Here is a 24377-nt window from a genome sequence, read left to right as displayed (position 1 = left end):
CTGTGGCGGTGAAGGCTCGAATAAAAAGCGGGCGGTAAAGATCGGTCAACGGTCGAGCAGCTGGTTGATGCGCTCGCGGGCCAGCACCACCATGTTCAGGCCCTGGCGCTCGATCAGCGAACGCTGCTCCAGCTGCCGCTCATCCAGCCGCAGGCGTCCGGTGACGACGAAGAAGGCCGAGTCCACGGAGGCGCGGCCTTTGCCCAGATCGACGGTTGCCGGCAGCAGGCGCGTGGCGTCGGCGATGTTCTGCAGTGGCTGGGCCTTGCGGCCCTGCACGACGCGCTCGGCGGACGCGAGGTCGACACCGTCGAACAAAGCGGCGATCACTTCGCGCGGCGCCGTGTTCAGGTTGACCGGTGTGAGCTTGGGCAGCAGCACCACATAGGGCTGCAGGCGTGCCAGCGTGGTGGCGTCCAGCCCCAGCCAGGCAAGCTGGTCCAGGCCGGCGGGCTGGAGGGGGCCGCCGGTGCTGGGGGCGGCTGCGCTGGCCGGGCCGCTCGCGCCACTGGCAGGCGCCGGGAAGGCGGCACGCAGCCCGTTGATGATGACGGCGGCCGTGCCCGGCGGCGCGTTGACCTGGCTGCACAGACGCTCCAGCACCCGCTGCTCCAGCGGTTCCACCTGGGCGCCAGCAACCAGGGCGCGCAGGTTGTAGCGGCTCTGTGCGTCTTCGATGGTGCCGGACAGAAAGGCCTCGGGGCCTTCTTCGTCGGTGGCGGCCGTGCGCTCGGCGGCCAGGAAGGTGGACAGGCGCGCCTCGGCCAGCGGCACGGCCCAGGGCTCGCCGAGGTGGTCGACAGGCTTCTGGCGATTCGCCTGGGCGTCCTCGCGCAGGATGAGCCGGGCCCAGTCCAGCGCGCCTTGCAGGATCCAGGCGCTTTGCGCCCGGGCGCGGTCGGCGGCCTCGATCTGCACGGCGCGGTATTGCTGCCAGACCATGCCGGCCGCGAGGCTGGCGATCAGGGTGACGATGATCATGGCGGTCAACAGGGCCGCCCCGCGCTGATGCCGGAGAACATTCATCGGACGGTGACCTCCAGCTCGCGCGTCAGCGTGCCGAGCAGGCCGCTGCCCTCGGCGAACTGCATGGCGATGCGCAGGCCGGCCGGGGTCTGGCTGGAGGCCTTGGGGTTCACCGGGCCGACATTGGCCTGGGGTCCGCCACCGGTGGACTGGCAGTTGCTCCAGGCGTTGCCCCAGTAGCAGTAGAACTGCCAGCCGGCCACGCCGTCGAAGGCACGCAGCGCCGGGTTGCCTTGGGCCAGTTGCTGCAGGCCGCGCTGGCGTTCGTTCTCCAGGTCCTCGACGGTCCGCACGCTTGGGCTTTCCCAGCGCCACACGCTGCTGTCGCGCAGGCTCCAGACGACGACCTGCAGGCCCGTCGGCACCTGGCGCGTCAGCACGAGGTTGCCGCCGTCGAAGGCGATGGGTTGCACGCTGCTGTGGCTGTCCTGCAGCGCCCGCAGGTCGACCTCCCATTGAGCCAGCACGGTCTGCAGCCGCGCGGTCTGGGCAAGACGGGCCTGCGCGATCTCGCGGCTCTTCACCAGCGCGTCGATGCCCCGCCAGGCCATCGCAGCCATCGTCGCCATGACGACCAGGGCGACGAGGACTTCGACCAGTGTGAAGCCGCGAGCCCGGTCGGCGCCGGGCCGCCCCAAGCCGGCCGGAGTGCCCTTGGCGGGCAGCGACGGCAAGGCGCGTGGGGGCTCCAGTTTGCTCATGGCTTGCCCATGATGGTGGACAACGTCAGCATGGGCCGGCCTTCGTCGTCGGCCACATCGGCGTCGACACGGCGGAACAGCGGGTTGGGCGTTGCGCCCACCTTGAGCTTGCCGCCATAGGTGCGGCCCAGCTGCTCGCAGGAGAAGGGCGACTCGCCGATGTCGGGGAACTGCTGTGTCAGCCGCAGTTCGGTCAGCACGTTTTCTGCACACCACTGCGCCGCGCTCACTTGAGCCAGGCGATCCGCGTTGCCGGCCAGCGCTCCGGCGGCCTTGATGCCCGCGCCCAGCGCAATCGCGACGATGACGAGGGCCACCAGCACCTCGATCAGCGTGAAGCCGCGTTGGGTTTTCATTGCGGCGTGATGGCGTCGAAGGCGGACAGGCCGTCGGTGCCGAGCACGACGCGCTGGCTGCCCAGCTGCAGCTGCACGCGCTGTGCCGGAATGACCGGCTCGGGGCCGAGGAGCAAGCCGGGGTTGGCGACGCTGGCGTTCACGATCGTCACGGCCACCGGCTCGCCGAGCCAGCGCGACGGCAGCTGGATGGTGCGCGGCAGGCCCTCGAAGCGGAAGTCGTCGCCGGTTTTGGTGGCCTTGGGGATCCAGCGCACGGTCAGGCCCGAGGCCCGGCTCTCGGCGCGCGCCGTTTCCAGCAGCGCAGCCAGACGCTGGGCTTCGCGCTGCAGTTGCAGCTCGGCGGGGTCGCGAAGGGCCAGAGAAATCGTTGCGCTGGTGATGGCGATCAACGCCACCACGACGAGCAGCTCGATCAGCGTGAAGCCGCGCGGCTTACTGCCAGGAGCCGACGTCAGCGTCACGGCCCTCACCGCCGGCGCGGCCATCGGCGCCGAAGCTGTAGACATCGACCTCGCCCTTCACGCCAGGGTTGGCGTATTGATAGGGGTGTCCCCAGGGGTCGTTGGGCAGCTTCTCGAGATAGTTCTTCCAGTTCGGCGGCGGCGTGCCTGCGGTCGGTTTGCGCACCAGCGCATCCAAACCTTGTTCGGCGCTGGGGTAACGCTGGTTGTCTAGTTTGTAGAGCTTGAGCGCCTGCATCAGGTTGTTGACGTCGGTGCGGGCCGCGGTGACCCGCGCATCCTCGGCGCGGTCCAGCACATTGGGCACGACGAGGGCCGCGAGCACGCCAATGATGACGAGCACGACCAGCAGTTCAATCAGCGTGAAGCCGCGGGCGATGGGGGAACGACGCAGGGCAGGCATGGGGAAGCGCTTAGGCTGCAATGAGCGGGCCATCATAATGGGCCATGCTTGCTCGATTGATGGCGTTCTGGGTGTGGCTGCTGCTCGGCGGCACGGTGGCTTACTGGGGTCTGCAGCTGTTCGCCCGGCCGCTGGCCATGCCGGCGTCGGTGCTGCCCGCCAGCGAGGTCAGGTCGGGGCCGGTCGACCTGGCTCGCTTGCTCGGCGCGGAGGCTCCTGAGGCGGCGCCCGAGCCCGAACTGGCGCCCTCCACGCGGCTGCGCCTGGTCGGCGTCGTCGCACCCAAGAATGCCAGGGCCGCCGATGCCGGCGAGGGGGTTGCTTTGATTGAAGTGGATGGCGTGACGCGCACGGTGCGCGTCGGTGCCGTCGTCGATGGCGAGTTGCGTCTGCTGCGCGTGGACGCGCGCAGTGCCGGCCTGGGCCGGGTCGGCCAGGCGCCCACGCAGGTGCTGCAGATGAGCCCGCCGGTGGCACCCGCAACCGGCTCGCTGCTGGCGGCGGCGCCGTCACCCGTGGTCCTGGGCGGCAACCCGCCAGGCACGATGGCGCAGATACCCCAAGTGCCGCCTCCTCCCGCCGCAGCGTCGCCCGTCTATGGCCTGCCGCTCGCTGCATCGGGCCCGGGCCCGCGCGGCCAGCCCCGCTGAGGTTCAGGCGCCCAGCGTCGGCACGTGGGCGCCCGGCTCGGGCCTGATCGACAGGCGCGCCTCGGCCACTTCGTGCAGATCGGTCAGCAGTGCCGCTGCCGAACGGATCATGGGCCAGGCGAGCGCCGCACCGGTGCCGTCAGCGCTGTCCATGCCCAGCTCCAGCAGAGCCGAGGCGTGAAAGAGCGCCAGGGCTTCGTCCAGGCCGCGGTGCACATGGCTGCGGCAGAACACGGCGTAGTCGGTCACCGGCGCGCAGATCAGTGACGCGAGCTTGAGCGCCGCGCACGCGGCGATGCCGTCGACGATGATGAGGCTGCGCTTGCTGGCCGCCACGAGCATGGCGCCCACCATGACGGCCAGCTCATGGCCACCGAAGGCGGCCAGCAGATCCATCGGGTCCTTGGCGTCGCGGTGGCGGGCCTGGGCGCCGTGCAGCACGTCGAGCAGGTGGATGAGGTCGTCCTGGCGCATCGTCGGGCCGGAGACGACGAAGTCGCGCACCGGCTGGTCGGCCAGACGCGACAGCACCAGCGCCGCGCATTCGGCCGAGCCCTGGCCCATGGCCGCGCAGGCCAGCACGTTGCCGGGCAGGTTATCGGCGATCTCCATGCCGACGCGCACGCCGGCGTGGGCCTGCTCGACGCTCATGGCGAGCGCCGTGCGCGCATTGCGCGTGCCGTGGGCAACCTTGCGTGCCAGCAGCCGGGCGTGCGGCGGCAGGTTGTCGGCGACGCCGCAGTCCACCACGGTTAGGTGCAGCCCTTGCAGCCTTGCGAAAACCGACACCGGCAACTGCGCATGGAGGGCCATCTGCACCTGATCCTTGGTGGCCCGGCCCCACTGGGCGCCGACACCGTCGACGACGATGCCGTGGTCGGAGGCGAACAGGCCCAGCACGGGGTCGCGGAAGCGTGGCGTCAGGCTGTTCTGCACCAGCCCGAGGCGGACGGCCAGGGGCTCCAGTTCGCCCAGGCCGCCGGCAATGGCCGAGCGGCGGTCGACGCGGTCGCGCAGCGCTTTTTCAAGCTCTGGATTGGCTGTGGGGGAAATCAGCGACTGTTGGGCGACGGTCATGGCGCAGGCGTTGTCATACCCGTGGATTTCAACTCAACCCAGGAACAAGCGGTAGACCGGGTTCGTTGTTTCATCCTCGAATGGGTAATTCAACCCGCCGAGGAATTCCCTTAGCGCGGCTGCGTCGCCCTTGGGGACCTGGATGCCGACGAGGATGCGGCCATAGTCCGCGCCCTGGTTGCGGTAGTGGAAGAGGCTGATGTTCCAGTCCGGATGCATGCTGGACAGGAACTTCATCAGAGCGCCGGGTCGCTCCGGGAACAGGAAGCGGTACAGACGCTCGTTGCGCGCCAGCTCGCTGCGCCCACCCACCATGTGGCGGATGTGCTGCTTGGCGAGTTCGTCGTTGGTCAGGTCCAGCGTCTCGAAGCCGGCCTTCGTGAAGGTGCGGGCCAGCTTGGCTGCGTCGTCGGGCTTGGAGATGGCGATGCCAACGAAAACGTGGGCGACGTCGGCGTCGGCGATGCGGTAGTTGAACTCGGTGACGCTGCGCGGCCCGAGCAGTTCGCAGAAGCGCTTGAAGCTGCCGCGCGCCTCGGGGATGGTCACGGCGAAGAGGGCTTCGCGGTGTTCGCCCACCTCGGCCCGCTCGGCGACGAAGCGCAGGCGGTCGAAGTTCATGTTGGCGCCGCAGGTGATGGCGATCAAGGTCTGACCCTTGGCGCCGGTCTTCGCCGCGTATTGCTTGACGGCGGCGACGCTCATCGCGCCCGAGGGCTCCAGGATGGAGCGTGTGTCCTCGAAGACGTCCTTGATCGCCGCGCAGACGGCGTCCGTGTCGACGACGATGTAGTCGTCCACCAACTCGCGGGCGATGCGGAAGGTCTCCTCGCCGACCAGCTTCACTGCCGTGCCGTCGGCGAACAAGCCGACATCGGTGAGCGTCACGCGCTTGCCGGCCCTGACCGAGCGCAGCATCGCGTCGGAATCGGTGGTCTGCACGCCGATGATCTTGATGTCGGGCCGCAGCGCTTTCACATAGGCCGCAACGCCCGAGATGAGGCCGCCGCCACCGATGGCCACGAAGATCGCGTCGATGGGGCCGGGGTGCTGGCGCAGCAACTCCATCGCGATGGTGCCCTGGCCGGCGATGACGTCGGGGTCGTCGAACGGGTGGACGAAGTTCAGGCTCTGGGCCTTTTCCAACTCCAGCGCATGGCCGTAGGCGTCCGTAAAGCTCTCTCCGAACAGAACCACCTCGCCGCCCAGCGCCCTGACGGCGTCGACCTTGAGCTGCGGCGTCGTCAACGGCATGACGATGACGGCGCGACAGCCTAGCTTCTTCGCTGACAGGGCCACGCCCTGGGCGTGGTTGCCGGCCGAGGCGCAGATGACGCCGGCAGCACGCTGCTGCGGCGTCAGATGGGCCATCTTGTTGTAGGCGCCGCGCAGCTTGAAGCTGAACACGTCCTGCTCGTCTTCACGCTTGAGCCAGACCTTGTTGGCGAGGCGCTTGGAAAGCTTGGAGGCGACGGTGAGCGCGGTTTCGCGGGCGACCTCATAGACCCGGGCGTTCAGAATGCGCTGCAGATAGCTGCTGCCGGGCGGCAGCATTGCAGGCGCCTGGGCTGCGGGTGCTTTGCGGCGCGAGGGGGCGCTCATCGGGTCTCCATGGGGGTCATTGGGGCGCCGCATGATAAGAGACGCCTCCCGGCATCCCGACCAGACGGGCGTCGCGCCGTACTGCGGCGCGGATGGGCGTTTGGCGAAAGGCCGCAAGCCTGCGGTGCGCGAGCGCCGCACGCATTGCACAGCGAGGCGTTCGCCAAACGAACAACAAAAAAAACCCGAGCTCTTGCAAGCTCGGGTTGAATCCACCATGGAGGCGGTGGAGGAGACAATCGGTGCGAAAGCGTTTTCGCGTGCTTGCAGTTTAGCGTCGAGTTATGCTGCGGTGCAATATTTTTCTGTGAACAATTTGGGCTTCGCTCCCTAGATGACGATGGAATGCACAGTCAGTTGGTTGGGGCCGGACGGCCCGAGTGGCATGAGCTTCGTTGCCGAGACCGGCAGCGGCCATGTGTTGTCCATGGACGGCGCACCCGATGGCGGTGGCCGCAACCTGGCTCCCCGGCCCATGGAAACCGTGCTGGCCGGCACTGGCGGCTGCACCGCCTATGACGTCGTGCTGATTCTGAAGCGAGGCCGCCACGACGTGCGCGGCTGCAAGGCCGTGCTGAAGGCGGAGCGCGCGACCAGCGATCCCAAGGTCTTCACCGCTATCCACTTCCACTTCGTCGTCAGCGGCAAAGGCCTGAAGCCCGAGATCGTCGAGCGCGCGGTGACGCTGTCACACGAAAAATATTGCTCGGCGACGGCCATGCTGGCCAAGACCTCGGCGATCAGCACGTCCTTTGAGGTCGTCGAGGTCTGAGATCAGACGCGGTGCGCCACGGTCGTCATGACCCTGGCCGCCGCGCGCATCAGGCTGCGGACGGGTGCCGGCAAGGGCAGGGCGCCGGCCGCAAGTGCGGCGTCGGCATGCTCGGCCTCCTCGCGCTTCATCTGCTCGACGATAGCCCGTGATGCGGTGTCGCCTTCGGGCAACCGGTCCAGATGCGAGGCCAGATGCGCTTCGACCTGACGCTCGGTCTCGACGACGAAGCCCAGGCTGCGGCGGTCGCCCGCCAGCCCGGCGAGGCTGCCGCAGGCAAAGGCACCGGCCCACCAAAGAGGTGCGAGATGGCTGGTGTGCGTGCCCAGATCGGCGACCCGTTCGGCCGTCCAGGCCAGGTGATCCAGTTCTTCCTCGGCCGCCTGCTCGAAATGCCGGCGCAACTCATCACTGCGGCCGAACAGCGCCTGCGATTGATAGAGGGCCTGGGCGCAGATTTCCCCGACGTGATTGACGCGCATCAACGCACCGGCTTCTCGCGCCTCGCCGGCGCTCAGCGCGGCCGCCTTGAAGCCTGCGGCGGGCGACGGCCGTCCAGCGCGCGCAGGCGCAAAGACCGTTCGCAGACCAGAATCCAGCGCGCCAAGCAGGCGGTCGCCGAAGCTGATGGAGCGCAAAGACGCAGGGCTTGTTTGCTGATGCATGCAGTTGACGTCTATTGATATGAAGAAATCGTGACAAGGTCTATCGTTGTCGTCGGGCAACGGCAACACACAATTCCACATCCGTAAATTCCCGAATCGGCCAAACCTGTAGTGGAATACGCGCACTTCCTCACAGGAGGTAAGCCGCCTCGCCGTTTCGGCCGGCGGCTCGGATGAATATCTAGGAGTATCGAATGAAGAAAGCTCTGATTGCCTTGGCCGTCCTCGGTCTGACCGGCGGCGCCGCCGTTGCGCAATCCTCTGTCACGCTGTTCGGCGTTCTCGACGCCGACCTCCGCTACACCAAGTCCAGCGGCCAGACGCTGAAGAAGCTCGATTCCAGTGGCCTGAATACCAGCCGTTTCGGCGTTCGCGGCACGGAAGACCTGGGCGGCGGCCTGAAGGCCGGTTTCTGGCTGGAATCCGAAGTCGGTGTCGACACTGGCGTTGCCGGTGGCGGCAATGCTTTCTGGGGCCGTCGTGCCACCGTCAGCCTGTCTGGCGCGTTCGGCGAAGTGCGCCTGGGCCGCAACAAGACGGCTTCGCGCCTGCACATCGAAGAATTCGACCCCTATGCCTTCACTGGCCTGGCCAGCGTCGGTGCGCTCTACAGCAATCTGGGCAGCGGCAACAGCACGGCCATCGGCCGCGCCGACAACCTGGCTTCCTACTCGCTGCCGAGCGATCTGGGTGGTTTCTATGGCGGCGTGGACGTCGCTGCGGGCGAAGGCGGGAGCAACAACAAGCACGAGTCGGCTCGCCTCGGCTACAAGGCCGGCCCCCTGCACGTGTCCGGCACCTACGCCAACGCGACCGGCGTGGCTGGCAAGTACAAGCTGACCTCGGTCGGTATGTCCTACGACCTGGGCGTCGCAAAGCCGTCGTTCGTCTACTCTGAAGGCAAGTACAACGCCCTCAAGCAGACCATCTACACGGTTGCCGTGGTGGTGCCCCTGGGCCAAGGCCAGATCAACGCTTCCTACACGGATGCCAAGGCCAACAGCGCTGCAGAGGCCCTGAGCGGCGTGGGTGATGCCAAGCTGTTCGCGATCGGCTACGTCCACAACCTGTCCAAGCGCACCGCGCTGTACACGACGTACGGCCAGATCGACAACAACGGCCTGGGCCGCTTTGCCGTGTCGGGCTCCCCGACCGTGGCCAACGGCCAGAAGTCCAGCGGCGTCGACGTCGGCGTTCGCCACAGCTTCTGATCCTGGCTCAGCGGCGTGCCAGCCGCAACCCGTCAGACAAGCCGCCTTCGGGCGGCTTTTTTGTTGCCTGCGCACAATCTAGGTGCGAGAAAACGGTGTGGACAACGAACAACAGGCATTGCGCCCCGAGGCAGTGCTTCGCTGAGAATAAGCCGGTTCACTTTTCTTCGCAGGAGACAACCTTGATGAAAAAAGCTACTTTGGCCCTCGCCATTCTGGCCGCCAGCACTTCCGCCGCCTGGGCCCAGTCCAGCGTGACCCTGTACGGCATCGTGGACGCTGCTGCGCGTTACACCACGAACCACAACGCGGGCCAGTCCGACAAGCAACTCATTCCGGGTGGCATGTCGCAAAGCCGCCTCGGTGTGAATGTCACCGAAGACATGGGTGGTGGCCTCAAGGCGCTCGTGAACATGGAGCACCGCTTCAATTCCGATACCGGTGCCCAGTCGTCGGCAACCGACTTCTGGCGTCAGGCTTGGGTCGGCCTGCAGTCCAGCGATTTCGGCCAGATCCGCCTCGGCCGTCAGTACAACATCCTGTTCGACATCTACACGTCGACGTACGCGTCCTTCCGCTACTCGCCGTACATCGAGGCTTACAAGCCCGAGATCGGCCTGTCTGCCGGCGCCCGCCAGGACAACATGGTGAAGTACCTGGCCCAGTTCGGCAACGTCTACGGCGAGATCCAGATCTCCGCCGGTGAAGGCAACTCGCAGAACAAGTCCGAAGGCGGCCTGCTGCGCTACTCGGACGGCACCTTCGGCTTTGGTGGTGCTTACCTGCAGGTGACCGACACCACTGGCAGGAAGGTCAAGGCCACGACGGTCGGCGGCTCCTATACGGCTGGCCCCCTGTACCTGAATCTGTCCTGGGCGCAGAACAAGTTCGACACCGGCAGCCTGCTGCAAGCCGCCTACACCAGCGGCCTGATGAACGCTCAGAACGCCGTCAACGCGGCTGGCAACAGCGTCTCCAAGCGTGAAATGTGGTCGGGTGGCGCAACCTATCAACTGACGCCGCAGTTGAACCTGGGTGCTCACTACTGGCACGCGACCCAGACCCACCAGCTGGCATCGCTGCCGGGCACGAGCAAGGGCGACTTCTTCGCGGTTGTTGCCGATTACGCCTTCTCCAAGCGTACCGATGCCTACCTCGAAGTGGACTACACCAAGTTCACCGGCGCCGTGGCGTTCCTGAACGGCGCGCAAAAGCGTGGCGGTGCCATGGTGGGCGTGCGTCACCGTTTCTGATCGGCGAGTCGGGCCTTTCGGGGCCCGCCGCTCAAACAACGGGCCGCGACAGCGGCCCGTTTTTCGTTGCGAATCCAGCGTGCTTCACACCTCGATCCGCTCCCCCGCCGCGTCGAACCACATCGTCTTCGCCGCATCAAAGCCGAACGCGACCTTGGCCCCATCCGCCACGACCGGCTGACCCGGCAGCACGGCCGACACGGTGGTGCCGGCGCACCCCATCCACACCACATGCTGGTTGCCGAGCGGCTCGACGAGCTGGATCTCGGCCGCGAAGGGCTGGCCGGCTTCCAGGCGCACGTTCTCGGGCCGCACGGCCAGTGTCAGCACCTCGCCCTGCTTGCGGGAGCCCAGCGCGGCGGGCAGCGGCAGGCTGATGCCGGGCGCCACGAACAGCCCGCCTTCGCCCACCTGGCCTTCCATGCGATTGATGGCCGGCGAGCCGACGAAGCCAGCCACCAGCAGGTTCTTCGGTTTCTCGTAGACCTCGGCCGGGGTGCCGATCTGCTGGATGACGCCCTGGTGCATGACCACGATGCGCGTGGCCAGCGTCATGGCCTCGACCTGGTCGTGGGTCACGTAGATCATCGTGTTGCCCAGGCGCGCGTGAAGCAGCTTGAGCTCGCGGCGCAGGTCGGTCCGCAGCTTGGCGTCGAGATTGGACAGCGGCTCGTCCAGCAGCAGCACCTTGCCCTCGCGCACGACGGCGCGGCCGATGGCGACGCGCTGGCGCTGGCCGCCGGAGAGCTGGCCGGGCCGGCGCTCCAGCAAGGGGCCGAGCTGCAGCATGTCGGCGGCGGCGGCGACGCGCTTTTCCAGCTCGGCCTTGGGCGTCTTGGCCATCTTGAGCGGAAAGGCGAGGTTCTCCTTCACCGTCATGGTCGGGTAGAGCGCGTAGCTCTGGAACACCATGCCCACGCCGCGCTGGCTGGGCTCGGCATTCGTCATGTCCTGCTCGCCGATGTGGATGCAGCCGCCGCTGACCGGGTTCAGCCCTGCGATGGTGTGCAGCAGCGTGGACTTGCCGCAGCCCGAGGGGCCGAGGAGCACGAGGAACTCGCCGCTGTTGACGTCGAGGTCCAGCCCCTTGATGACGTCGTGGCTGCCGAAGCGGATGCTGAGGTCCTGGATGTGAACGCGGGTCAAGGCTGTCTCCTGTCGGGGCTGTCGTTGTTCTGAAGAATCCTGGCGAGCGTCTGCTGCGCCGTCTGGATGGGGATGTCACGGTTCCAGAAATCGCTGACGGCACGTTCGAGCGCCGTCAGTTGTTCGGGCGCCAGCAGCATCTCGGTGTTGCCCACCAGGCGGCCGGCGTCGCGCAGCGCGGCGGCGCCTGCCTGAGCGCAGGCGTCGAGGCTGCGGGTGTCGAGGTCGGTGCGCACGGGCACCGAACCCTTGCGGGCGCTGAAGGCCAGCTGCGTGGCCGGCGCCGTCGCAACGCGCGCGAGCAGGCGTTGGGCGGGCAGCGCGCTGCCGTCCTTGTCCGTGGGGAAGACGAGCACGTCGCCGTCGACGATGTAGGGTGACCGCGGGCTCAGGCCCGGCATGCAGCCGAAGTCGCGGCCCGCCTGCTGGCCGGCCTGGGCAAACTCGCCCTTGGCCCAGTCGCCCATGAAGGCCAGGCCGGCGCGGCCGCTGATGAGCAGGGCCGTCGTGTCGCTCCAGCTGCGTCCCGGCGACGCGGCATCGACATAACGGCGCAACTTCTTGTAGCTGGCCAGCACCTCACGCAGCGCCTCGCCCTGCAGGGCCGCCGCATCGCGGTCGCGGAACACGGCGAGATAGAGCTCGCGCCCGCCCTGGTTGGCCAGCACGGCCGAGAAGAGGTTCAGGTCCTGCCAGGGCTGGCCACCGTGGGCGAGCGGAATCAGGCCTGCCGCCTTCAGTCTGTCGAGCGTGGCGAACAGTTCGTCCATGCTGCGCGGCTCCTGCTTCACGCCGGCCCGGGCCAGCGCCGCTTTGGAACTCCACAGCCAGGCCGGCATGTGGACGCTCAGCGGCACGGCATAGAAGTGGCCGTCCACGCGGACGGCGTCCAGTAGAACGGCGGGCAGGGTCTCGGCCCAGCGGTCCTGGCGGGCGACGTCGTCCAGCGCGTTCAGCCGGCCCTGGCGAGCCAGTTGCCGGAACGGCTGCGACGCATTGAATTGCGCGGCCATCGGCGGGTTGCCGGCCTTGATGCGCTCCAGCACGACGCCGCGCGCCTGCTCGGACGCGACGACCGCCAGGTCGCGCCAGTGGCCGCCGGCAGCGCGGTAGGCGTCGGCGAGTGCGTGCATGGCGGCCGTCTCGCCGGGGGACGTCCACCAATGCACCACGTCTGTCTGTGGCCCGGCCGAAGCGACGGCGGGCAACAGAGCCGTGGCGAGGGCAAAGGCGCGGAACATGACGCATGATTACCGACAATTAATAAACTTAATATCGTATTAACCATAAGGAGTGACGCGACTAAAGTCTGCATCCCATGAACCTGCTGCTCGCCGAAGACGACCCCCTGCTGGCCGACGCGCTGCAGCAGCAATTGGCGAAGGCCTCGTTCAAGGTCGAGTGGGCAGAGAACGGTGCCGTGGCCGAGTACCTGCTGCGCAAGCAGGACTTCGACGTCGCCATCCTCGACCTGGGCCTGCCGCTGGTGGACGGCCTCACCGTGCTCAAGCGTGTGCGCGAGGCCGGCCGCACGCTCCCCATCCTCGTGCTGACGGCGCTGGACGCCCTGGAGCACCGCGTGGCCGGGCTCCAGGCCGGCGCCGACGACTACCTGACCAAGCCCTTCGACTTTCCCGAACTGGAGGCGCGCCTGCATGCGCTGCTGCGCCGCGGCCGGCCCAGCGGCGCCGCCCAGCAGCTGCGCGGCCTGACGCTGGACCGCGCCGCGCGCCGCGCCAGCATCGCCGGCGAACCCGTCGACCTCAGCCCGCGCGAATGGACGCTGCTGGACCTGCTGCTGACCGAGCGCGATCGCGTCGTCACCAAGGCACAGATTGCCGAGGCCTGGGGCAGCGAGGACAGCTCGGGCGGCGGCTCGCTGGAGGTCTACATCCACCGCCTGCGCAAGAAGCTCGAAGGCTCGGGCCTGGCGGTGCGCACGGTGCGCGGCCTGGGCTATCTGCTCGAAGCCACCGCCTCGTGACCGCTCCGGCCGGCCGCTCGCTGCACCGGCAACTGCTGCTGTGGCTGCTGCTGCCGCAGATCGTGCTGTGGCTGGTGGCGGCGTTTGGCGCCTACCGCGTGGCCAGCCGGCATGCCGACGAGCTGGTGGACGCCAGCCTGCTGCAGGCCGCCCGCGCGCTGGCGCGGCAGATCCGGCCCACGGCCAGCGGCCTGTTCGTGGACCTGCCACGCTCGGCGCAGGACATTCTGGCCGCCGACCCCGAGGACCGTGTCATGTACATGGTCAGCTCGCCGCCGGGCCAGCTGCTGCTGGGCGACGCGCGAATGCCACCGCCGCCCGAGGGGGCGGCGACCAACGCGCCGGTGTTTTTCGATGCCACCGTGCCCGAGCCCATGCGCGTCGTCTCGCTGGACCTGCAGCTCGCTGCGGCCGGCGCGGCGAACTCGGCACTGCGCGTGCAGATCGCCCGCTCCAGCGCGCCACGCGAGATGTTGGCGCGGCGCATGCTGCTGGACACGGCCCTCCCGCTGTCGCTGCTGATCGCGCTGATGAGCATGGGCGTGTGGGCCGGCATCCGCAAAGGCCTGGCGCCGTTAGCGGAGTTGCAGCAGCAGATGGAAGGCCGACGCGCCGACGCGCTGGACGCGATCGAGCTGCAGGCCGCGCCGCCCGAGGTGCGCGCGCTGGCCGGCGCCGTCAACGAGCTGCTGGGCCAGGTGCAGCACAGCCTGGTCACGCAGCGCCGCTTCATCAGCGACGCGGCCCACCAGCTGCGCACGCCGCTGGCCGGGCTGAAGAGCCAGACCGAGCTGGCGCTTGACGCCACCACCGACCCGGCCCTGCGCCAACGCCTGGAGCGCGTGCGCGAAAGTGCCGTGCGCGCCGCGCGCCTCGTGTCCCAGCTGCTGACGCTGGCCCGCGCTGAACCCGAGGCCGTGGCCGCCCAGGGCTGGGCGGCGGTGGACTGCGCCCGCCTGGTGCGCGAGGTGGTGTCCGACTGGGTGCCACGCGCGCTGGCCACGGGCTGCGACCTGGGCGTGGAGATTGCTCACGAGGGTCTGTGCGTGCAGGGCGTAGAGGTATTGCTGCGCGAGGCCCTCGTCAACCTCATTGACAACGCCGTGCGCTATGCCGGCTCCGGCGCGACGGTCACGGTGAAGCTCAGGCGCGCGGGCGACGACGTGTGGATGGACGTCGAGGACAACGGCCCCGGCCTGGCGCCCGAGCTGCGCGAGCGTGCCTTCGAGCGCTTCGTGCGCGGTTCGGCCCATGGCGAAGGCTGCGGTCTGGGCCTGGCCATCGCGCGCGAGATCGCCGAGCGCCATGGCGGCACCGCCGAACTGCTACCCGCCGCGCCGCACGGCTGCATCGCCCGACTGACGCTGCCGCTTCACACGTAGCGGTCCACGCCGTCGACAAGACGCTGGCACAGCCGGGGCTCGGCCAGCTTCTCCAGCCACCAGGCCAGCGCCCGGCCGTCGCCGGCCTTCCAGCCGATGTACAGCGTGTTCGGCTCGCGCGGTATGGCCACCTGCTTGGCGACCAGCTCGCCACGCTGGAGCAGCGAGGCCACGCGCGACTCGGGCAGCCAGCCCACGCCCAGACCGGCCTGCTGCGCGGCGATCTTGGCGGCCATGCTGGGCACGGCCAGCGTGGCCTGGCCGGCGCCGTGACCGTAGGCCTTGCCGTCACCGCGACGCGATGTGTCGGCCACGACGACGGCGCGGTGCGACCGCATCTGCTCGGGCGTCAGCGCGTCTTTCGCCTTGGCCAGCGGATGGCGCGGGGACACGGCGTAGACCCAGCTCATGTGGCCCAGCTCGCGCCACTGCACACCGGCCAGCGCGGGCGGCTCATTCGTCGCGCCGATGACGAGATCGGCACGGCCCTCGGCCAGCGCCTCCCAGGTGCCGCCCAGCACCTCGTGCGTCGCGCGCAGGCTCACGCCCGAGTCGAGCGCGTCGAAGTCCTGGATGACGGGCAGCAGGGATTCGAATTCGATGATTTCGTCAGTGACGATCCAGAGCCGGTCCTCCCAGCCCTTGGCCACCTGCGTGACGCGGCGGGTCAGGCGCTGCATGTCGTCGCGCAGCCGTGTCGCCTCGCGCACCAGCAGGCTGCCTGCCGGCGTCAGTGCCAGCCGGTAGCGGCGGCGGTCGAAGAGCAGGGCGTCGAAGCGGGTCTCGATCTGGCGCAGCGTGTACGACACGGTGGACGGCGCCTTGCCCACGCGCGCCGCGGCGCGCGAGAGGCTGCCGCTGGCCCCGATGGCCTCCATCAACTGGATCTCGTCGTCGCTGAGCATGGGGGAGATGTTCGAAAGCCTTGCACGAGTCGGCCAACGGGGCCGTGCGTCAAAAGGGGGTGCGCGGCCGAGTATCGAGTCCACGGCAAACAAGCCGCTCAACCTCCACTCGAAAGGAACGCATCATGGCCCGCTTCACTAACAAGACCGTCCTCGTCACCGGCGGCACTTCCGGCATCGGCCTGGCCGCCGCCCGCGCCTTCAAGGCCGAAGGCGCCCACGTCATCGTCACCGCCCGCCCGGGCAAGCCGCACGACGCTGAAGGCTTCGAGCTGGTGGCCCTGGACGCTTCGGACGTGCTCGGTGCCCAGGCCCTGGGCGCGCAGCTCGCCGCCGCCGGTCGCCAACTGGACGCCGTCTTCGTCAACGCCGGCATCGCCGAGTTCGCCTCGCTGGGCGACGCCAGCGAAGACCTCTGGGACCGCACGTTCAACACCAATGCCAAGGGTGCCTTCTTCCTGATCCAGGCGCTGCGCCCGGTGCTGGCCAAGGGCGCCTCCATCGTGCTGAATGGCTCCATCAATGCGCACATCGGCATGCCCAACTCGGCCATCTATGCCGCCAGCAAGGCCGCGCTGATCTCGCTGGCCAAGACGCTCTCGGCCGAACTGCTGCCCCAAGGTGCACGCGTCAACGTCATCAGCCCCGGCCCGGTGACCACGCCGCTGTACGGCAAGCTGGGCTTCGACGCCGAGACGCTGAAGACCGTTGCCGCGCAGATCCAGAGCCAGGTGCCGCTGGGCCGCTTCGGCACGCCGGAAGAGATCGCGTCCTCCGTGCTGCACCTGAGCGCACCTGAATCGGCCTTCATCGTCGGCACGGAAATCATCGTCGACGGCGGCATGAGCCAACTTTGAGCAGGGGGCGGTGCGGGTGGCGACAATCGCGGTTCTGCTTGAACTGCGACAGCCATGACCACCCGTACCGTCCACGGCGCCTGCCCTCACGACTGCCCTGACACCTGCGCCATGCAGGTCACCGTCGAGAACGAACGCGTCATCAAGGTCCAGGGCCGCGCCGACCACCCCAACACCCACGGCGCGCTCTGCACCAAGGTCTCGCGCTACCCCGAGCGGACGTATCACGCCGAGCGCCTGCTGCACCCGCTCAAGCGCGTCAGCAAGAAGACCGAGGCGCCGGCCTTCGTGCAGGTGCCGTGGGCCGAGGCCATCGCCGACATCGCCGCAAGGCTCAAGGCCATCAAGGACCCGCAGACCATTCAGCCCTACAGCTATGCCGGCACCATGGGCCTGATCCAGGGCGAGGCCATGGCCGGGCGCCTGTGGAACGCACTCGGCGCCGCGCGGCTGGACCGCACCATCTGCGCCTCCGCCGGTGGCGCCGGCCTGGCCGCCACCTACGGCCACAAGCTGGGCATGCACACGCGGCACTTCGCGGGCGCGAAGTTGATCGTCATCTGGGGCAGCAACAGCATCGCGTCCAACCTGCACTTCTGGACCTATGCCAACCAGGCGAAGCGCGAGGGCGCCAAGCTGATCTGCATCGACCCGCGCAAGACCGAGACCGCGGACAAGTGCCACCAGCACATTGCCGTGCTGCCCGGCACGGATGGCGCGCTGGCACTCGGGCTGATGCACGAGCTGATCGCCAACGACTGGCTGGACCGCGACTACATCGACAACTACGTCGACGGCTGGGACGAGCTGCGCGAGAAGGCGCTGGCCTGGCCGCCCGAGCGCGTCGCCGCCACCTGCGGCATCAGCGCCGATGAGGTGCGCGGCCTGGCGCGCGACTACGCCACCATCAAACCCGCAGCCATCCGCATGAACTACGGCCTGCAGCGCGTCCGCGGCGGCGGCAATGCGGTGCGCCTGATCGCGCTACTGCCCTGCCTGACCGGCGCCTGGCGGCATCAGAGCGGCGGCGTGCTGCTGTCAGCCTCGGGCTGGAACGCGCCCTTCAAGAACGCGAATCTGGAGCGCCTTGACCTGCTGGCCGGCCGCCAGCCGCGCATGGTCAACATGAGCACCATCGGCGACGCCCTGCTGCAGGCCGACCCGCCCATCGAAGCCCTCATCGTCTACAACAGCAACCCCGTTGCCGTGGCGCCCGAGTCGCCCAAGGTCGTCGCCGGCTTCCGGCGCGAGGACCTGTTCACCGTCGTGCTCGAGCACTTCATGACCGACACGGCCGACCTGGCCGACTACGTGCTGCCGGCCACCACGCAGCTGGAGCACCTGGACGTGCACACGTCCTACGGCCACACCGACGTGCTGATGAACCAGCCGGCCGTGGCGCCGCTGGGCGAGGCCAAGAGCAACACGCAGATCTTCCGCGAGCTGGCCGCGGCGATGGGCCTGACCGACCAAGCTTTTAGCGACAGCGACGAGCAGCTTGCCGACCAGGCGTTCACGGCCGACATCGACATGGCGCTGCTGCGCGAACGGGGCTGGCTGCCGCTGCCCATCCCCGAGGCGCCGTTTGCCGAAGGCGGCTTTCGCACGTCCAACGGCCGCGCCCAGGCCGCGGGCGCTGACTTCGTGCCCAACTACGAGAGCTCGCAGAGTTCGCCCGAACTGGCCGCCCGCTACCCGCTGGCCATGATCTCGCCGCCCGCGCGCAACTTCCTGAACAGCAGTTTTGTGAACGTGAAGAGCCTGCGCGACATCGAGGGCGAGCCGCTCATCGAGATGCACGCCGACGACGCCGCCTCGCGTGGCCTGGCCGATGGCGCGCTGGTCTCCGCCTTCAACGACCGCGGTCGCTACGTTGCCCGGCTCAAGGTCAGCCAGCGTGCCCGGCCCGGCGTGGTCAACGGCCTGGGCGTGTGGTGGCGCAAGCTCGGCGCGCAGGGCACCAATGTCAACGAGGTGACGAACCAGCGCCTGACCGACATGGGCAACGCGCCGACGTTCTACGATTGCCTGGTCGAGGTGGAGTCGGCTTGATCCGTCGGCTGTTGCTGTCGGCATCGCTGCTGGCTCTGTCCGGCTGCAGCGCCGTCGGCCACTGGACGCAGGCCGCCGGCGGCCACTTCGGCATCGTGCGTGCCGCCAGGCCGGTGCAGGACTGGCTTGCCGACCCGGCCACCAAGCCCGAGCTCGCCGAGCGCCTGCGCCTGTCGCAGCAGATGCGCGACTTCGCCAGCAGTCAGCTGGCCCTGCCCGAGAACAACAGCTACCGCCGCTACGCCGACCTGAAGCGCAGCGCCGCCGTCTACAACGTCATCGCCGCGCCCGAGTTCGGCTTTGTGCTCAAGACCTGGTGCTACCCGATCATGGGCTGCGCCGGCTACCAGGGCTGGTTCAACCTCGACGAGGCCAAGGCCCGTGCCGACGCGCTGAGGGCCGAGGGCTGGGAGGCGCAGGTGCAGGCTATTCCCGCCTACTCCACGCTGGGCTGGAGCCGCATGCTGGGCGGCGACCCGCTGCTCAACACCTTCATCCGCTACGCCGAGGGCGAGCTGGCGGCGATGATCTTCCACGAGCTGGCCCACCAGCGCGTCTACGCCAGCGACGACACCGGCTTCAACGAGGCCTATGCCAGCGCCGTCGAGCTGATCGGCGCACGCCAGTGGCTGGCGGACAAGCCCGAGGCGCTCGCCGCCTTCGAGGCCGGCCGGGCGCGCCGCGCGGCCTTCCTCAAGCTCGCCCGCGAAGGGCGTGAGCGGCTGCAGGCGGTCTACGACGGCCCGACGGAAGCCCGCCGCGACGCCAAGGCCGCCGTCATGGCCGAGCTGCGCGAACGCGCCCCGCGCGAGGCGCCCGGCTACGAGGCCTGGTTCCAGCGTGCCAACAACGCCAATTTCGCCATCCTGTCGGCCTACAGCGACCTCGTGCCCGCCTTCGAGCGCCTGTTCGAGCGCGAGGGGCGGGAATGGCCGCGCTTCCACGCAGCCGTCGAGCGCCTCGCCGCACTGCCGAGGCCCGAGCGGCGGGTGGCATTGGCGGCGCCGGTGGACGAAGCGCACACCTCCCGCTGATCGCTGGAACCGCTGTTATAAAACGCCCCGGCCCGTCGAGGCCTCCAGGGAGCGAGGAAAACAACGATGCAAGCCATTCAGGCCGCACGAGGTGTCGCGCGCGCAGGCGCGGCGATGGGCATGGCGATCTGCCTTCTGCTGGCAGGCTGTGGCGGTGGTGGCGGTGGCGCCACCGGGGGCGGGTCCACTGAGGGTGGCGGCAGCCCGGCCGTGTTGACGCTCGGTTCGGACATCTACCCGTTGAACTCCGGCGACCGCCGCACCTGGCACACGGCATCGGACCCGGCAGGCACGGTGCGGCATGAGCGGATAGGCGAGGCGGTCGCTGCCGCAGGCGGCGCCCTCGTCTTGCGCAGCGGAGCGGGTGCCCCCGATGACGTCCAGACCGACGACTACCTGATGCGCAGTGCCACCGGCGTCGCGTCCGTGCCCGGGCCTGACAGCGACGCCCTCTCGAAGGCGGCCGGCCCGGTCGAAGTGGTCCGCTTCGGCATCCCTCAAGGGCAGACCGTCGTGCTGTTCGACAAGACGTTGTCGGTGGATGTCGGCGGTGACGCGCGCGCGGACTCGGTGGACTTTCGCGTCGAGAGCCTCTTTGTCGGGATCGAGTCCATCACGACCGAGCTTGCGGCATTCACCGGCGCTTCGCGGGTGCGCACGACGCTCCTGTCGACGGTGAGGTTGGCCGGCGGCTCGAGGAGCGGCACGGCCAGCGTAACCATCGACGAGTGGTTCGTGCCCGGCATCGGCTCCGTGCGCAGTTCGTCCAGCACCAGGATCGACGGCGGCGCTGCCATCGTCCAGATCAACGATCTGGTGGCGTATGGCGTCGGGTCGCGTCACAGCGACACCACCGCGCCGGCGGTGCTGCAGTCGCTGCCCGCCAGCGGTGCCAGCAGCCAGGGCGTGATCGAGGCCCAGCTGCAGTTCAGCGAACCCATCGATCCGCTGTCGCTGGGAGGAACTGCCGGCCTCGTGGTGCTGCGCGATGGCAGCCCGGTGACGATGAAGCCGCTGCAGCTCAGCGATGGCGGCAAGACCCTGAGGATCTCCTCAACGAGCACGCTGCTTCCCGACGGCCAGTACGAGCTGCGCAACGGTGGCCAGGTCACCGACTGGGCAGGAAACGCCGCACCGACCCTCCTCAGCAGCTTTCGCATCGATTCGACGCAGCCGCATCTGCTTTCCACAACGCCAGCGAATGGGGCGCAGGAGGCGCCGATCACGGGCACGCTGACCTTCACATTCGACGAGCCAGTGATCGTGCCGCCCGGCGTGGCGCTCCAGGTCAGCATCAAGCCGCTGGCCAGCGACGCTGCGCAGATGCTGCCCGCGACGCTTCAGGGCAACAGCGTGGTGGCCGTCATGGCCACCCCCTTGAGATCCAACAAGGAGTACGTTGCCGTGGTGGCCACGGCGTTGAGCGATGCGGCCGGCAACCCCATGACCAGCACCGGCATCGTGTTCCGCACAGACCCCGGGCCTCTGGGACGCCCGCAGGCGTGGGCGACGGATGTGTCGGTCGAGTCGGTCGTTGCCGCCGACATCGACGGCGATGGCCGGATCGACCTGGCTTTTGTGGGCCCGATCGCGGGCGGTGACAACATCGTGGGTGTGCGGTTCCAGCAGGCAGACGGCAGCTACGGCAGCATCAAGCGGCTCTACACCGGCACCGGCTGCGGCTTCGACAGCCTGACGGTGGCCGACGTGGACGGTGATGGGCGCGCCGACATCGTCATGCGCGTCGGCTGCTCGCCTTTGGCCCCCGTCGCCGTACTGCGTCAGGCGGCCGACGGCAGCTTCACGCGCGAGTCGCCCCCGACGGACTTGTTCGGAGTCCGTGCCGCGACTGAACTGAACGCGGGTCAGGCAGGCATCGCGGTGCAGATTCCCGGCCAGGGATTTCAACAGATGCGCCGCCGTTCCGACGGCAGTTGGCAGTCAACGCCGCTGGTGGCGACCGGGGCAGGCATTTTCGATTGGCGGCCGGTCGACCTCGATGCCGATTCACGCACGGACATGGTGTGGATTCAAGTTGCGGCCGACAACGTCAGCTATGAACTGGCCTGGGCGCTGCACACCGACAGCGGGTTCGGGCCTGTGCAGACGCTGCCGCTGCCGACCGGCACTCCCAAGGGCCTGGCGGCCGGGCAGCTGGGCGCAAGCGGGCGCGGGTCGGTGCTGATCTCCGTCGAAGTGCCGACATCCCCATTCGCCACCCAGAGCGAACTGTGGATATTGGCCAGCACGGTGGCAGGCGGCTTTGCGCCGCCGCAGCGTCTCGACGCCGACTTCAATGCGACGGCGTTGCTGCTGGGTGACATCCAAGGCGACGGCCGCGTGGACGTGATCCTGGCCCATGACACGACGCGCTCGACGGGCGTCTACCTGCAGCGCAGCGATGGCACTTTCGAGCCGGAGCGGCTGTTTGAATCAGGCTACGGGTACTTTGGCTATCAGGTCCGCCCGCTGGCCCTGCTCGACCTGAACAACGACGGGCGGCTGGACCTCGTCCAGGCGGGGCAGTTCCTGTCCGGGCGGGCCTTCCAGGGCGCCTGGCCGCTGGATGCGCCGGCCGGAGCCCGCGCTGCCGCGTCCAGGCCGACGAGTCGCCCGCTGCGCGCTGTCGTCAGGGCGCTGAGCTCTGCGTCGATCCGATGAAAGCCCAGGCCTGAGCCACCGTAAAAGGAAGCATCGATGACACTGACCCTTCGCCGCGTCAAAGCCGCTGACGCTGCTGCTATCGCCGAACAGTTCGCCGACCCCGACGTCTTCGGCGGCACGCTGCAACTGCCCTTCGCGAGCGAAGAGATATGGACTCAGCGCATCGCCGGCATGAACCCGCCAGCTGCAGGCTCCAACGAGCTGGTGCTGGCGGCAGTGATCGACGACAAGCCCGTGGGCCTGGCCGGCCTGCACCCGGTCGGCCCGTCGGTTCGCCGCCGCCATGCGATGGGCCTGGGCGTCACGGTCGCCAAGGCTTCACAAGGGCAGGGCGTCGGCCAGGCGTTGATGGCGGGCCTGCTGGACTACGCCGACAACTGGGCGCAGGTGCTGCGTATCGAGCTGACGGTCTATCACGACAACGCGCGGGCGATCCGGCTGTACGAGCGGCATGGCTTTCAGCACGAGGGGCGGCTCAAGGCGTATGCGTTGCGCAATGGCGTCTATGAGGATGTGGTGACGATGGCGAGGCTGCATCCGAGGCAGCCGATGGTGCGACCACAGGGAAGTCAGCCGTCTTCTCCGAAATGACCGGTCAGCGGATGGACGTGGGGCCGGCGTCATGCGTCAGCGCCTGCCTCCCGCGCCACCCAAAGAACCCCGCCACCGCCCCGGCCAATCCCGCCACGGTCGCTGTGACGCTGACCGCGCTCGCCAGCCAGCCGCGCTGGCGGCGGCTGAGCCGCGGTTTGCGGCGGGGGTGGTGCACCAGTTCGTGGATCAGCGCGATCTCGTGCTGGCGCTCCTCGATGAGGTGGGCGAGGTCGCCGCCGTGCGCGAAGCGGCGGGCCAGGTTGCGCACCGCGTCGAGCTCGCGCTGGCGCACGCGCAGGCCGGGGGCCCGCAGCGTGCTGCCCAAGGCGCGGGCGCGCAGGAACAGGGCCTTGGCGGCGAGGCGGTCGGCCTGGCAGCCCCAGCCGGCGTCCAGGCAGCTGGCGAGGTTGAAGGTGGCGTCCGCATGGCCCTGGGCCGCTGCAACGGTGTAGAGAGCCACGCCGCGCGCCGCGTCGGCCGCACCGCCCCAGCCGGCGACGAGCATGCGACCGAGGTTGAACTTGGCAGTGAGGCTGCCTCCGCTCGAGGCGCGCTCCAGGTGCCGGCGGGCCTGCTCGGGGTCGCGTGGCAGGCCCAGGCCTTCAAGCTGGCACCACGCGAACATCGCCAGCCCCTCGGCGCTGCCCGCGTCCGCCGCGACGCGGAACCAGTACACCGCCTGCTCATGGTCGGGCTCGGCCGAGCGCAGGTAAGCCAGACCCTCGGAGAGTGGGTCAAGGCTGTGCGGGTCGGAGTCGACGGGTCGCAATGGGTTCTCCCTGGTCGGCGCTGGCGGCTTGGTTGCCCGGCTCTTGCGGCGCCGGAGTATCCGGGCAAACGATCAGTCAGGGTGTTAGGGCCTGTTAATCACAGGCCTGAACTCGGGTTCGCTTAGAGTGCGGCGAAGCACACCAAGGAGAGCCGCCATGGCCGAAATCCGCATTCACCGAGACCACGACCTGGGCCTTCAGCGCGCACGCGAAATCGCCTGGAAATGGGCCGAGAAGGTCGAAGAGAAGTTCGACATGGCATGCACCGTGCACGAGGGCGACGACGAGGACACCGTCGAGTTCACGCGCTCCGGCGTGAAGGGCGAGCTGACCGTCACGGCCAGCAGCTTTGATCTCGTCGCCCAACTCGGCTTTCTGCTCGGCGCATTCAAGTCGACCATCGAAGGCGAGGTGCAGAAGGAACTGGACGCCTTGCTCACCGCCGGCAAGAAGAAGGCGCCGGCCAAAAAGAAACCGGCCTGAGCCGGTTCTTGCAAGCGCCTTCGGCGCGTTTACTTCAAGGACTCGATCAGGTCGACGTATTGCTGTTGAGCGTCGTCGGCCGAGGTGCCCTTGAGTTCATTCCACGCGTCCCACTTGGCGCGGCCGACCATGTCGGTGAAGCCGGGGCGCTTGCCGTCGGCATCGCCGGTACTGCCCTGCTTGTAGAGCGCGTACAGCTTCAGCAGCGTCTGGTTGTCGGGCCGCTCGGGCAGATTCTTCGACTCGGCGACGGCGGCTTCGAATTGGTCTTTCAGGCTCACGGGGGTTCTCCAGGCTGATCAGGGGCGTCGATTCTCATGACAATC

General features: G+C 68.6%; 25 protein-coding genes. 12 read left to right on the top strand and 13 right to left on the bottom strand.

Annotation, left to right across the window (positions count from 1 at the left end; genetic code table 11):
* Positions 1-45 precede the first annotated feature (45 nt).
* From gspK to gspG, 5 genes are read right to left on the bottom strand one after another with little or no spacing between them, the layout of a single operon-like run.
* Positions 46-1026: a type II secretion system minor pseudopilin GspK gene (gene gspK, locus AC0IZJ_RS23715; RefSeq protein WP_471854034.1), complete on the bottom strand. Its 981-nt coding sequence runs from the start codon at positions 1024-1026 to the stop codon at positions 46-48.
* Complete coding sequence (locus tag AC0IZJ_RS23710) at positions 1023-1727, bottom strand: PulJ/GspJ family protein (protein WP_471854033.1); 705 nt, start codon at positions 1725-1727, stop codon at positions 1023-1025. The genes gspK and AC0IZJ_RS23710 overlap by 4 nt, the downstream gene beginning before the upstream one ends.
* On the bottom strand, positions 1724-2083 hold the full coding sequence (gene gspI, locus AC0IZJ_RS23705) for a type II secretion system minor pseudopilin GspI (protein ID WP_471854032.1): 360 nt from the start codon (positions 2081-2083) through the stop codon (positions 1724-1726). Before gspI ends, AC0IZJ_RS23710 begins: the two co-directional genes overlap by 4 nt.
* A complete protein-coding gene (locus tag AC0IZJ_RS23700) occupies positions 2080-2547 on the bottom strand; it encodes a pilus assembly FimT family protein (protein WP_471854031.1) in 468 nt (155 codons plus the stop codon). The genes gspI and AC0IZJ_RS23700 overlap by 4 nt, the downstream gene beginning before the upstream one ends.
* The gene (gene gspG / locus AC0IZJ_RS23695) at positions 2519-2950 is read right to left on the bottom strand and encodes a type II secretion system major pseudopilin GspG (RefSeq protein WP_471854030.1); all 432 of its coding nucleotides are present in this window, start codon (positions 2948-2950) and stop codon (positions 2519-2521) included. Before gspG ends, AC0IZJ_RS23700 begins: the two co-directional genes overlap by 29 nt.
* 44 nt (positions 2951-2994) lie before the next feature.
* Here gspG and AC0IZJ_RS23690 point away from each other — a divergent pair, with 44 nt between their 5' ends.
* Positions 2995-3600: a hypothetical protein gene (locus tag AC0IZJ_RS23690; protein WP_471854029.1), complete on the top strand. Its 606-nt coding sequence runs from the start codon at positions 2995-2997 to the stop codon at positions 3598-3600.
* 3 nt (positions 3601-3603) lie between these two features.
* Here the strand turns inward: AC0IZJ_RS23690 and AC0IZJ_RS23685 are convergent, their stop codons facing one another.
* Together AC0IZJ_RS23685 and ilvA are read right to left on the bottom strand one after the other, a co-directional pair.
* Positions 3604-4677, bottom strand: coding sequence for a nicotinate-nucleotide--dimethylbenzimidazole phosphoribosyltransferase (locus AC0IZJ_RS23685; protein ID WP_471854028.1), 1074 nt, complete (start codon positions 4675-4677; stop codon positions 3604-3606).
* A gap of 33 nt (positions 4678-4710) precedes the next feature.
* On the bottom strand, positions 4711-6231 hold the full coding sequence (gene ilvA, locus AC0IZJ_RS23680) for a threonine ammonia-lyase, biosynthetic (protein ID WP_471854046.1): 1521 nt from the start codon (positions 6229-6231) through the stop codon (positions 4711-4713).
* Positions 6232-6619: 388 nt separating this feature from the next.
* On the opposite strand from ilvA, the gene AC0IZJ_RS23675 reads away from it, so the two are divergent.
* Positions 6620-7051 (top strand): OsmC family protein, encoded by a 432-nt coding sequence (locus AC0IZJ_RS23675; protein WP_471854027.1) that lies wholly within the window; start codon positions 6620-6622, stop codon positions 7049-7051.
* Between the two features lie 2 nt (positions 7052-7053).
* Here AC0IZJ_RS23675 and coq7 read toward each other — a convergent pair whose 3' ends face one another.
* The gene (coq7, locus tag AC0IZJ_RS23670; RefSeq protein WP_471854026.1) at positions 7054-7716 is read right to left on the bottom strand and encodes a 2-polyprenyl-3-methyl-6-methoxy-1,4-benzoquinone monooxygenase; all 663 of its coding nucleotides are present in this window, start codon (positions 7714-7716) and stop codon (positions 7054-7056) included.
* A 194-nt stretch (positions 7717-7910) separates the two neighbouring features.
* Between coq7 and AC0IZJ_RS23665 the strand changes: the two genes are divergently transcribed.
* Both AC0IZJ_RS23665 and AC0IZJ_RS23660 read left to right on the top strand, forming a co-directional pair.
* Positions 7911-8927: a porin gene (locus tag AC0IZJ_RS23665; protein WP_471854025.1), complete on the top strand. Its 1017-nt coding sequence runs from the start codon at positions 7911-7913 to the stop codon at positions 8925-8927.
* Between the two features lie 185 nt (positions 8928-9112).
* Positions 9113-10180, top strand: a complete 1068-nt coding sequence (locus AC0IZJ_RS23660) for a porin (protein ID WP_471854024.1) — start codon at positions 9113-9115, stop codon at positions 10178-10180.
* Positions 10181-10264: 84 nt separating this feature from the next.
* On the opposite strand, the gene AC0IZJ_RS23655 is transcribed toward AC0IZJ_RS23660, so the two are convergent.
* Together AC0IZJ_RS23655 and AC0IZJ_RS23650 are read right to left on the bottom strand one after the other, a co-directional pair.
* A complete protein-coding gene (locus tag AC0IZJ_RS23655) occupies positions 10265-11326 on the bottom strand; it encodes an ABC transporter ATP-binding protein (protein WP_471854023.1) in 1062 nt (353 codons plus the stop codon).
* Positions 11323-12567 carry an ABC transporter substrate-binding protein gene (locus AC0IZJ_RS23650; RefSeq protein ID WP_471854022.1) on the bottom strand — a complete coding sequence of 415 codons (1245 nt, stop codon included), beginning with the start codon at positions 12565-12567 and terminating at the stop codon, positions 11323-11325. Before AC0IZJ_RS23650 ends, AC0IZJ_RS23655 begins: the two co-directional genes overlap by 4 nt.
* A 77-nt stretch (positions 12568-12644) precedes the next feature.
* Here AC0IZJ_RS23650 and AC0IZJ_RS23645 point away from each other — a divergent pair, with 77 nt between their 5' ends.
* Positions 12645-13310, top strand: a complete 666-nt coding sequence (locus tag AC0IZJ_RS23645; RefSeq protein ID WP_471854021.1) for a response regulator transcription factor — start codon at positions 12645-12647, stop codon at positions 13308-13310.
* The gene (locus AC0IZJ_RS23640) at positions 13307-14692 is read left to right on the top strand and encodes a sensor histidine kinase (RefSeq protein ID WP_471854020.1); all 1386 of its coding nucleotides are present in this window, start codon (positions 13307-13309) and stop codon (positions 14690-14692) included. Before AC0IZJ_RS23645 ends, AC0IZJ_RS23640 begins: the two co-directional genes overlap by 4 nt.
* Here the strand turns inward: AC0IZJ_RS23640 and AC0IZJ_RS23635 are convergent.
* Positions 14683-15597, bottom strand: coding sequence for a LysR family transcriptional regulator (locus AC0IZJ_RS23635; RefSeq protein ID WP_471854019.1), 915 nt, complete (start codon positions 15595-15597; stop codon positions 14683-14685). The two genes, AC0IZJ_RS23640 and AC0IZJ_RS23635, sit on opposite strands and share 10 nt — an antisense overlap.
* Before the next feature lie 125 nt (positions 15598-15722).
* On the opposite strand from AC0IZJ_RS23635, the gene AC0IZJ_RS23630 reads away from it, so the two are divergent.
* From AC0IZJ_RS23630 to AC0IZJ_RS23610, 5 genes are all read left to right on the top strand, one after another.
* Positions 15723-16454, top strand: coding sequence for an SDR family oxidoreductase (locus tag AC0IZJ_RS23630; RefSeq protein ID WP_471854018.1), 732 nt, complete (start codon positions 15723-15725; stop codon positions 16452-16454).
* Between the two features lie 54 nt (positions 16455-16508).
* Positions 16509-18506, top strand: coding sequence for a molybdopterin-containing oxidoreductase family protein (locus AC0IZJ_RS23625; RefSeq protein WP_471854017.1), 1998 nt, complete (start codon positions 16509-16511; stop codon positions 18504-18506).
* Positions 18503-19540, top strand: a complete 1038-nt coding sequence (locus tag AC0IZJ_RS23620; RefSeq protein WP_471854015.1) for an aminopeptidase — start codon at positions 18503-18505, stop codon at positions 19538-19540. Before AC0IZJ_RS23625 ends, AC0IZJ_RS23620 begins: the two co-directional genes overlap by 4 nt.
* Positions 19541-19606: 66 nt before the next feature.
* Positions 19607-22201 (top strand): Ig-like domain-containing protein, encoded by a 2595-nt coding sequence (locus tag AC0IZJ_RS23615; protein ID WP_471854014.1) that lies wholly within the window; start codon positions 19607-19609, stop codon positions 22199-22201.
* 36 nt (positions 22202-22237) lie between these two features.
* Entirely contained in the window at positions 22238-22795 is a 558-nt protein-coding gene (locus AC0IZJ_RS23610) for a GNAT family N-acetyltransferase (protein ID WP_471854013.1), read from the top strand.
* Positions 22796-22799: 4 nt separating this feature from the next.
* Here the strand turns inward: AC0IZJ_RS23610 and AC0IZJ_RS23605 are convergent, their stop codons facing one another.
* Positions 22800-23567 (bottom strand): tetratricopeptide repeat protein, encoded by a 768-nt coding sequence (locus AC0IZJ_RS23605; protein ID WP_471854012.1) that lies wholly within the window; start codon positions 23565-23567, stop codon positions 22800-22802.
* Positions 23568-23724: 157 nt separating this feature from the next.
* Here AC0IZJ_RS23605 and AC0IZJ_RS23600 point away from each other — a divergent pair, with 157 nt between their 5' ends.
* Positions 23725-24051, top strand: a complete 327-nt coding sequence (locus AC0IZJ_RS23600; RefSeq protein ID WP_471854011.1) for a polyhydroxyalkanoic acid system family protein — start codon at positions 23725-23727, stop codon at positions 24049-24051.
* A gap of 29 nt (positions 24052-24080) precedes the next feature.
* On the opposite strand, the gene AC0IZJ_RS23595 is transcribed toward AC0IZJ_RS23600, so the two are convergent.
* The gene (locus AC0IZJ_RS23595; RefSeq protein ID WP_471854010.1) at positions 24081-24332 is read right to left on the bottom strand and encodes an acyl-CoA-binding protein; all 252 of its coding nucleotides are present in this window, start codon (positions 24330-24332) and stop codon (positions 24081-24083) included.
* Positions 24333-24377: the final 45 nt, after the last annotated feature.

The sequence above is a fragment of the Roseateles sp. AC306 genome (genome assembly GCF_979253795.1).
Note: the sequence above shows the minus strand (reverse complement) of the source record. Positions and strands in the feature narration are given on the sequence as shown.